General features: G+C 68.2%; 12 protein-coding genes. 7 read left to right on the top strand and 5 right to left on the bottom strand.

Translation table 11 applies throughout. The annotated features are described in order from the left end of the window. Positions 1-94: 94 nt before the first annotated feature. Positions 95-424: a membrane protein insertion efficiency factor YidD gene (yidD, locus tag ASG72_RS11845; protein ID WP_280137750.1), complete on the bottom strand. Its 330-nt coding sequence runs from the start codon at positions 422-424 to the stop codon at positions 95-97. 52 nt (positions 425-476) lie between these two features. Here yidD and ASG72_RS11840 point away from each other — a divergent pair, with 52 nt between their 5' ends. Beyond that, on the top strand, positions 477-1,220 hold the full coding sequence (locus ASG72_RS11840; RefSeq protein WP_056712442.1) for a phosphatase PAP2 family protein: 744 nt from the start codon (positions 477-479) through the stop codon (positions 1,218-1,220). A gap of 4 nt (positions 1,221-1,224) precedes the next feature. On the opposite strand, the gene ASG72_RS11835 is transcribed toward ASG72_RS11840, so the two are convergent. After that, positions 1,225-1,671, bottom strand: coding sequence for an iron-sulfur cluster assembly scaffold protein (locus ASG72_RS11835; RefSeq protein WP_056712440.1), 447 nt, complete (start codon positions 1,669-1,671; stop codon positions 1,225-1,227). 175 nt (positions 1,672-1,846) lie between these two features. On the opposite strand from ASG72_RS11835, the gene folE reads away from it, so the two are divergent. The 3 genes from folE to ASG72_RS11820 all read left to right on the top strand — a co-directional run bounded on the left by folE (position 1,847) and on the right by ASG72_RS11820 (position 4,177). Beyond that, positions 1,847-2,488, top strand: a complete 642-nt coding sequence (folE, locus tag ASG72_RS11830) for a GTP cyclohydrolase I FolE (RefSeq protein ID WP_056712438.1) — start codon at positions 1,847-1,849, stop codon at positions 2,486-2,488. 113 nt (positions 2,489-2,601) lie between these two features. Continuing rightward, a complete protein-coding gene (gene hisI, locus ASG72_RS11825; protein ID WP_056712436.1) occupies positions 2,602-3,006 on the top strand; it encodes a phosphoribosyl-AMP cyclohydrolase in 405 nt (134 codons plus the stop codon). A 199-nt stretch (positions 3,007-3,205) separates the two neighbouring features. Beyond that, entirely contained in the window at positions 3,206-4,177 is a 972-nt protein-coding gene (locus ASG72_RS11820; protein WP_244488773.1) for a patatin-like phospholipase family protein, read from the top strand. A 9-nt stretch (positions 4,178-4,186) separates the two neighbouring features. Here the strand turns inward: ASG72_RS11820 and ASG72_RS11815 are convergent, their stop codons facing one another. Further along, entirely contained in the window at positions 4,187-4,618 is a 432-nt protein-coding gene (locus ASG72_RS11815) for a CBS domain-containing protein (protein ID WP_056712433.1), read from the bottom strand. A 182-nt stretch (positions 4,619-4,800) separates the two neighbouring features. Continuing rightward, the gene (locus tag ASG72_RS11810) at positions 4,801-5,622 is read right to left on the bottom strand and encodes a rhomboid family intramembrane serine protease (RefSeq protein WP_056712432.1); all 822 of its coding nucleotides are present in this window, start codon (positions 5,620-5,622) and stop codon (positions 4,801-4,803) included. A gap of 410 nt (positions 5,623-6,032) precedes the next feature. On the opposite strand from ASG72_RS11810, the gene ASG72_RS11805 reads away from it, so the two are divergent. From ASG72_RS11805 to ASG72_RS11795, 3 genes are all read left to right on the top strand, one after another. Beyond that, positions 6,033-6,599: a PAS domain-containing protein gene (locus ASG72_RS11805; RefSeq protein ID WP_162246239.1), complete on the top strand. Its 567-nt coding sequence runs from the start codon at positions 6,033-6,035 to the stop codon at positions 6,597-6,599. Positions 6,600-6,724: 125 nt separating this feature from the next. Further along, entirely contained in the window at positions 6,725-7,339 is a 615-nt protein-coding gene (locus ASG72_RS11800; protein ID WP_056712431.1) for a PilZ domain-containing protein, read from the top strand. 376 nt (positions 7,340-7,715) lie between these two features. Next, positions 7,716-8,342 carry a transglutaminase-like cysteine peptidase gene (locus ASG72_RS11795; RefSeq protein ID WP_056712430.1) on the top strand — a complete coding sequence of 209 codons (627 nt, stop codon included), beginning with the start codon at positions 7,716-7,718 and terminating at the stop codon, positions 8,340-8,342. 184 nt (positions 8,343-8,526) lie between these two features. Here the strand turns inward: ASG72_RS11795 and ASG72_RS11790 are convergent, their stop codons facing one another. Continuing rightward, positions 8,527-9,063 (bottom strand): gamma carbonic anhydrase family protein, encoded by a 537-nt coding sequence (locus tag ASG72_RS11790; RefSeq protein ID WP_056712428.1) that lies wholly within the window; start codon positions 9,061-9,063, stop codon positions 8,527-8,529. Positions 9,064-9,095: the final 32 nt, after the last annotated feature.

Raw genomic sequence — 9,095 nt, 5'->3', positions numbered from 1 at the left:
GGCCTGCAGCCGGTTCGGCCCGCGCGTGCCTTGCCACTATACGAGCGGCAGCCGCGAGGCAACGGCGCCCGCGCCTCGGGTTTCGGAGGGACGCTCAGCGCCCGTCGCGCGCGTCGGATGCGGGAGCGTTGACCCCGCGCCAGCGGCCATAGCGCCAGGGCAGATACCAGCGCGCCCGCGGCGGCAGCTCTTCGCAGACGATGTCGATGCCGCTGGTGCCGAGCGGGTTGCAGCGGCAGATCCGGGCCATGCCGATCCAGCCGCCACGCCACAGCCCGTGACGCTGGATCGCCTCGTCGGTATAGGAGGAGCAGCTCGGCCAGTGCCGGCACTGCCGCCCGACCAGCATCGACAGGCTCAGCTGGTAGCCACGGATCAGGAAATGCGCGCCGCGACGCGGTACCCTTACGAAAAGACGTGACAAGCTGCGGATCGATGCCATTTCATCGCGCTCGTCATCAGTGCCAGGATTCGCCATGCTCAATCCCGTCCTGCGGCCTGTCGTCCTGCGCCTCGCAGCGGCGCTCGCGCTCGTCACCACCAGCCTCGCCATGCCGGTGCCCGCGCAGGCGCAGCAGCGCTCGACGCTGATCTGGCTGGAGCCCGGCAAGGTCGATCTGGTCAAGATCATCGGCCTGCCGCCGGCGCAGAATTCCCCCGAGGCGAAGGCGGAATTCGACCAGGTCTTGCAGATCACCCAGAACCGCACGCCGGAGCGGGAGAAGGCGGCCATCGCCGATCAGTACCAGACCCTGACGCGGTTTCTCGACGGCATCGACCATTCCTATGCCGAGGGCGCCCAGCGCGAGATGCGGCTCCTGTTCCGGGAAGCGCAGGTCGAGCTCAGCATCGTGCTGCTCGGCGTGCGCCGGCTGACCAATCGCCAGCGCCCCTTCGCCATGTGGAGCAAGGTCCGCGTCAAGCCCTGCCCCGGCGCCCGCCCGGAAGGCAGCTCCTTCCCGGCCGGCCATGCGGCGACGGCGGCCCTCTATGCGACGCTCCTCACCGAAGCCGCTCCCGAACTCGCCGCCACCTTCGAGGAGCGGGTGAAGAGCTATGACGAGAGCAGGCTGGTCTGCGGCTTCCATTTCGCCTCCGATCTCGTCGCCGGCGACAAGGCCGGCCGCGCCATCGCGAAGGCTCTGCTCGAGGATCGCGCCTTTCGCGCCCGCTTCGACGATACCCGCGCCGAGATCCGCAAATCCTTCCACCTGAAATAGCCGGTCAGGCGGCCCCCGCCTGGCGCCGCGCCTCGATCTGGCCGACAGCGTCCACCACCGCGTCGAAAGTCAGCAGCGTCGAGGCATGGCGCGCCTTATAGTCCCTGACCGGGACCAGCACCGAGAGATCGCTCCATTTGCCGTCCGGCGGCTCGGCGTTCTCCTTCAGGATCGCCCGCGCCTGGTCGCGCACGCGCCGCAACTCCTCCGCCGTCGACCCGACGATGTTGCGCGCCATGATCGAGGAGGAGGCCTGGCCCAGCGCGCAGGCCTTCACCTCATGGCCGAAGCCCGTCACCACATCCCCCTCCATGCTGACATCGACCGTCACGGTGGAGCCGCAGAGTCGCGAATGCGCCTTGGCCGTGGCGTCGGGCGCCGGCAGCCGCTCGAGCAGCGGGATGTTCGCGGCCAGTTCGAGGATCCGCTTGTTATAGACATCGGTCAGCATGTCGTGAATCCGGGGGGTGGAATGGGCGGCTCGACACACGATATAGTCCCGATCTTCCCGAACGGGGAGAGCGGCATCCGCAGCCACGCGAAACTCCGGGCGGTTTCTGCGCAAATGTCGCAGGTCCAGTCCGGCCCGGCCTGCGTAGGATTATCACCGTAACGGGAGGCGCCACATGAACCCTGTGGTTAAGTCCTTGTCCGTCGAGCGCACTCTCAGCCGCTCTGCAGACAAGTTTTTGATGATCCAGCCGACGCAGGAACAGGCGGAGGAAGCCGTCCGGACGCTGCTGCTCTGGGCGGGCGACGATCCCTCCCGCGAGGGGCTGCTCGACACGCCGCGCCGCGTCGCCAAGGCCTACAGGGAATTCTACAAGGGCTATGACGAGGATCCCGAGGAGATCCTCGACCGCGTCTTCGAGGAGGTCGAGGGCTATCAGGACATGATCCTGGTGCGCGACATCCCGTTCTATTCGCATTGCGAGCATCATATGGTGCCCTTCGTCGGCAAGGCCCATATCGGCTATTACCCGTCCAAGGGCGTGGTCGGCCTGTCGAAGCTGGCGCGCCTCGTCGATGTCTTCGCTCGCCGCCTGCAGACGCAGGAGACGATGACGGCGCAGATCGCCCAGGCGATCGAGAAGGCGCTGAAGCCGCGCGGCGTCGCGGTTCTGGTCGAGGCCGAGCATATGTGCATGTCGATGCGCGGCGTGCAGAAGCAGGGCTCCTCGACCATGACCACGCAATATGCCGGCCTGTTCAAGGATGCGACGGAGCAGGTCCGCTTCTTCAGCATGGTCAAGTCGCCGGGGCTCTGAGCCTCGGCCAGCGGCGCTCGCGCCTTCTTCGGAGCCTGCGCGCAGGGCGCGGGCTTCCCCGGATGGCTCTGGCTGGTCTAGAAGGCGCAGGCCTTCTGCCGCCCGGAGCCGCCATGTCCCCTTTCCCCGCCCTGTCAGACAAGCAGACGCTGGAGGAAGGCGCGGTGCTCGCGCCGCGCTTCGACGCCAATGGGCTCGTCACCTGCGTCACCACCGAGGCCGATAGCGGCGAGGTGCTGATGGTCGCCCATATGAACGAAGAGGCGCTCCGGCGCAGCATCGAGACCGGCGAGGCCTGGTACTGGTCGCGCTCGCGCCAGGAGCTCTGGCACAAGGGCGAGACCTCGGGGCAGATCCAGACCATCGTCGAGATGCGGGTCGATTGCGACCAGGACGCGGTCTGGATCCGGGTCAAGGTCGCGGGCGATGGCGGCTGCTGCCATACGGGCCGGCGCTCCTGTTTCTACAGGGTCCAGCCCCTCGGCGGCGCCGCGCCTTCCCCTCTCCGTATCGGCTGAGGCCGCGCGCCGTTACCAATCCTTTCACCACGCTTTCATAAATGCGTTAAATGCCTTGCATATTGCGGAGAGCGGGCGCCGGCATTTACCGCGCGCTCATCCTCTTCGACGATCCTGATCCTCCCCGCGGAGGGCCGGGTCCATGTTGTGGGATGACATCGCGAGACGCGCCTTTGGCCTGGGCGGAGGTGGAGCTCCCGTGCACGACGTCGTCACAGAAGCCTTGCCGCGGCGCGGACGCGCGCGGATCGGCCTCGCCCTCGGCGGTGGCGCGGCGCGCGGCTGGGCGCATATCGGGGTTCTCGAGGTTCTGGGCGAGGCGGGATACGCGCCCGACGTCATCGCCGGCACCTCGATCGGCGCCGTCGTCGGCGGCTGCTTCGCCGCAGGGAAACTGCCGGAGCTGCGCGATTTCGCGCTCAGCCTGACCAAGCGCCGCGTCGTCGGTCTGATGGATTTCCATCTCGGCGGAGCCGGGCTGATCGGCGGCGGGCGGCTGAAGCGCCTGCTGGAGCGCGATCTCGGCCGCACCCGCATCGAGGAGCTCCAGCAGCGCTTCGTCGCGATCGCGACCGAACTCGGCACCGGCCACGAGATCTGGCTGACGCATGGCACGCTGGTCGAGGCGCTGCGCGCCTCCTATGCGCTGCCCGGCGTGTTCGACCCCGTGAAGCTCGGCGGGCGCTGGCTGATGGATGGCGCGCTGGTCAACCCCGTGCCGGTCACCGCCGCCCGCGCGCTCGGCGCCGACATCGTCATCTGCGTGAACCTCAACAGCGATCTGGCCGGGCGTGGCACCACCATCCAGAGCCATGCGGCCGAGCCGGATCCCGAGATCGTGCCGGAGCTCGAGGTGCGCCCGCGCTCGCCCTGGCTCGGCGGCTTTTCCGGCGCCGCCAGGCGCATGCGCAGCGTGGTCAACCGCCAGGCGCCGGAGCGGCCCGGCCTCGCCGGCGTGATGATCGACGCCTTCAACATCACCCAGGACCGCATCTCCCGCTCGCGGCTGGCCGGCGACCCGCCGGACGTGATGATCGGGCCGAAGCTCGGCCGCATGGGCCTGTTCGATTTCCACCGCGCCGAGGAGTGTTTCGAACTCGGCCGCCAGGCGACGCGGCGGGCGCTGGACGACATCGCCACGGTGGTGGCGAACGCGACCGTCCCCGGCTGAGGCCGCGGCTCAGGCCATCGCGATATAGTCGCGCATCGCCCGGCTTTCCGCCTCGATCTCCGCGACGCGGTGCTTCACCACATCGCCGATCGAGACGATGCCGGCGATGCGGCCATTGTCGAGGATCGGCACATGGCGGAAGCGGCCCGAGGTCATCATCTCCATCAGCTCGTCGATGCTGGTTTCGGAGCGGCAGGTCACCACCTTCGCCGTCATCGCCCGCGAGACCGGGCTCTCCAGCGCCGCCGCCCCGCTCTCGCCCAAAGCGCGGATGATGTCGCGCTCGGACAGGATGCCGGCGAGTCCGCCATCGGCCTCGGTCACGACGACGGCGCCGATGCGCCTGGCGCTGAGAATGCGGGCCGCTTCCGCCAGGCTGCGGTCCGGCTGGATGGTGACGACGTCATGGCCCTTGTCACCGAGAAGCTGTGCGACATTCATCAGAACGGTCCTCCTGGCTGGCGGCGCCGTTGGCCGGCGCACGGGAGTAGCGGAGATCGCGATCGGCCAGAGCCGCCGTCACGAGCTCTTCGCATGGGCGGCGAGTTTGGGCGAAGTCGGCAGCGCAGGCAAGCGAGGCCGCGGCATCCGCGCCACGGCGATCACGGCCCGCCCTTCAGGCGTCAGCGGCGGACGGCGCCCTTGTCGAGCAGGGGAAACAGCAGCAGCCCGACCAGGAAGCCGCCGATATGCGCCTCCCAGGCGATGCTGGTCTCCTCCCCCAGGATCGGGACCAGTCCCGAGCCGAACAGGATGGTGGTGACGAACCAGATGCCGATGAAGATCAGCGCCCGCGAATTGCGGAGGAGCCGGCCGAAACCCTCCGCGGGGATGGCCCGGACCACCGCATCGTCGGCGAGCGAGCCGAAGCGCAGCCCCTCCGAGAAGACGAAGCGGGCGGCGGCGGCCATGGTGCCGGCGATGCCCGCCGAGGCGCCGACCAGCGGCAGCACGTCGAGGTCCCGCGCCGCCCAATGCAGCAGCGCGCCCCCGATCGTCGCCAGGGCGAACAGGTTGAGGAAGGCTGCGGCGCCGAGCCGGCGCGCGACCGGGCTGCCGAAGGCGGCGAGCCAGACGACATTCGACAGAAGATGCGTCCAGGAGCCGTGGAGCAGCCCGTAGCTGAGCAGCGACCAGAGGCGCGGGCCGGCCTCCCCGAGCAGGAGCCTGACGAGAAGCAGGCTGCTCGCCCCGCCCTTTTCGCCGACCGTGCCGCCGATGCCGTCGATCACCTCCTGCAGCCGCTCCGGCGCGAGCCAGACGGTCAGCCGGGCCGGGACGAAGGCGAGCCACGTCATCAGCATGTAATCGTCGAAGGCGGAGAGGAAGCTGCGCCCGATATGGATCAGCACCAGCGCCGCGATCAGCCAGGTCACCACGGAGGGCAGGTTTAGGATCGGTTCGCGGCGGGCGGGAGCCCCGCGATCATGCGGAAGATGCGTCATGCCCCGACCCTTGACGCTGCCGGAGCCCGAAGGCAAGCGCGAGATCGCACCGCGGAGATGGTGCGAACGACATGGTATGGTTGGACATCGCCCCGGCGCCGGGCAGGAGCCGGGCCAGGCCCGGCCCCCCGCCGTGCTTCGCCCCACACGAAGCTCAGCGAGCCCCGCCCCCAGGCCGAGTTGCGTCGGATTTGACTTACATTTTAGGCGGTTATCCACAAATGAAAGGTCTCGTTAACCTTAACTGATCCTTCACCCTTCCCCGGCGGTGCCTTCGTGGCACAACGGCATGGCTGCTGCGTCCTGACCGTCTCATAAGGCTGTCGCGTCCCGTTTTCTGCGTGTTTTGTCTGGTTCCGGGACAATTCAACCAGTTTCGGCAGGCGGCAGGGCAGCATTGGGACATGGTGATGAAGAATAGCAGTACCCGACTGGTCTATGAGTACTGGAATGACCTGCGGGGCGACCGGGCTGCGCCGGAGCGCGGCGAGATCGAGCCCGGTGCACTTCGCCATGCCCTCGCCGACACCTTCGTCCTCGAGAACGAGCCGATCGGGCCGGTCTTCCGTCTCGCCGGCACCCGGCTCTGCGCCATGATGGGCGGCGAGCTGCGCGGCCGCGCCTTCGCCGCGCTATGGGGCGAGGTCGAGGCGCAGGGCGAGATGCGCCGCCTCGTCCAGACGGTGATGGACGACACGGCCGGTGCCGTCGCCGGGCTGTCGGGCGAGACAGTCACGGGCCACCCGGTCTATCTTGAGCTGCTCCTGCTGCCGCTCCGCTATCGCGGCCGCACCCATGAGCGCATTCTCGGAGCGCTTTCGCCGACCGGTGTGCCGGAATGGCTCGGCCTCGACCAGATCGAGACGATGCGGATGATCTCGCTGCGGATGCTCTGGCCCTCGGAGCCCGTCCAGCGCCTGCCTCCCGTCGGCCGCACGGCGCCGCGCTTCCTGGTCCTGCCCGGCGGGCGCGCCTGATCGGGAGCCGCGGCGGCCGGCCCTCGCCCCGCGCGAAAATCGGGCAGAGCACAACCGCGCCCACCTCCCGCTAACCGCACATTAACCGCCCGCGCCCTAGTCTTTCCGAGGGAACAGGCGGAATCATGTTGAGCGCATTGCAACCTCCACGCACGGTGACACGCGCTGCAGAGCGCCGGAGGCACCACCGTATGAAGGTGGTGCTGCTCGGGCGCTACATGCTGCCCAACCGCATGGAATATCCCTGCCAGTCCATCGATATCTCCCCCGGCGGCGTGCATCTCGCCGCCCCCGTCAAGCCGGCTCCCGGCGAGCGGATCATCGTCTATCTCGAGCATCTCGGCCGCATCGAGGGCATCGCGGTGCGCACGACGATGGAAGGCTTCGCGATGACGATCACCGCGACCAGCCGCAAGCGCGAGAAATTCACCGCCCAGCTGACCTGGCTCGCCAATCGCGAGGAACTCGGCCTGCCCGAGGATCGCCGCCATGAGCGCGTCGTCCCGCGCAATCCGCGGTCGATCATCACCCTCGACGACGGCGCGCAGCATGTCGTGCGCGTCATCGACATCTCGCTCTCGGGCGCGGCCTTCTCCTGCGAACTCGACCTGCCGATGAACACGCCCGTGAGGATCGGTGCGACGCTGGCCAAGGTCGTGCGCCGCTTCGACGGCGGCTATGCGGCCGAGTTCCGCTTCCCGCTCTCGGCCGATCTGCTCGACGAGAATCTCGAGCTCTGAGCGGCCCGCCTCGCGGCCGGATCCGGCCGCGCCTTCCAGCTCCGACGATCGCCGAAGCCGGCCTCGCCCGCCGCGGCCGAACCCGCCGCGACCGCGACCCAAGCCCGCTGATTGGTCCGCTTCAGGCTTTGCCGGCCTCGGCTCGGCGCCGTTACGCGCGTGCGCGGCACCGCCTGAAAAGCCCTCGCCCCGCCCGCTACAGTTAAGAATTGGTTGCGGCAAAGCGCGGTTTTATTAAGCCGATCTTTGACGGCGATTTATACTGACTGCTCTTCTTTGTTCGATCGGTTCGATTACATACAATTGCTCGTATTCATTTCAAAAGACGTCCATTGCCGATGCGCATGGTGGCCCCAGGGACAAGAAAGGGGACCACATGTCGACCAAGATCAATATCGCCGGCGCCGCACTGATCGCGCTGATGGCCGTGGCCGGCGCCGAGAGCGCCCGGGCCCAGCAGGCCGCCTTCCCGGTGGCCAGTCTGCCGATCGCCGCCTCGGGCGAGGCGCGCGCACCCTATGCCTGGAGCGATCTCTGCAAGCGTAGCCCGGCCGAGTGCCGGGTCGACACGGCCGAGCCCGAGCGCGTCGAGATGACGCCGAAACTCTGGAAGACGATCCTGACGCTCAACACCAGGATCAACCGCGAGATCGAGGCCGAGACCGATCAGGAGCATTGGGGCGTCGTCGATCATTGGGACCTGCCCAATGACGGCAAGGGCGATTGCGAGGATTACGCGCTGCTCAAGCGCAAGCGCCTGGCCGAGCTCGGCATCCCGCGCCGTGCCATGCGGATGACCGTGGTGATCGACGAGGAGAATGCCGGCCATGCCGTGCTGATGATCCGCACCGATCGCGGCGACTTCATCCTCGACAACAAGCGCAACGCGGTGCTGCCCTGGGGCCAGACCGGCTACCTCTTCGTGAAGCGCGAATCCGAATTCCGGACCGGCTGGACCTCGCTCGGCGGCGCCCAGACCCCCACCGTCGCCTCGGTTCGCTGAGGCTCGGGCCGAAACACCCTGCGGGATATGCAGCAGGGACGATGATGGAGGCAGCGCCGCCCGCGCAGAGGGTCGGCGCTACTTCGAACGCAAGGCGAGGCTCGGTCACGTCCCCACCCACCCGTCCCCAGGCCGGGTTTCGCCACAGGGCCGGCTCCTCCCCAGGGGCCGGCCCGCCTCTTTGTCAGACGCGGTCGATCCGCTTCATCCCGGCCGAGAACTGTTTCCAGCGCGCGACATAGGCGGCTGCCGACGCCGCGATCCCCGCCACCGCCTCGTCGCCCAAAGTCCGGATCGCCTTGGCCGGTGCGCCGACGATCAGCGAATTATCGGGATATTCCCTGCCCTCGGTGACCAGCGCATTCGCGCCGACCAGGCAGTTGCGGCCGATCCGGGCACCGTTGAGGATCGTCGCGCCCATGCCGACCAGGCTGTTCTCGCCGATGATGCAGCCATGCAGGATGGCGCGGTGGCCGATGGTGCAGCCCGCCCCGACCTTCAGCGGAAAGCCCATATCCGTGTGCAGCACGCAGCCTTCCTGCAGGTTCGAGCCCTCGCCGATCTCGATCCATTCATTGTCGCCGCGCAGCACCGCGCCGAACCAGATGCCGACATCGCGGGCGAGGCGGACGCGGCCGATGACATGGGCATCCGGCGCGAGCCACCAGGCGCCTTCGCCGGGTGTTTCGGGTTCTGTGCCGTCCAGGGAATAGAGAGGCATGGTCCGCATCCTTGTTGAGACGGGTTCAGGAG

The sequence above is a fragment of the Allobosea sp. Leaf344 genome, from assembly GCF_001426225.1.
Taxonomy (GTDB): Bacteria; Pseudomonadota; Alphaproteobacteria; order Rhizobiales; family Beijerinckiaceae; genus Allobosea.
Note: the sequence above shows the minus strand (reverse complement) of the source record. Positions and strands in the feature narration are given on the sequence as shown.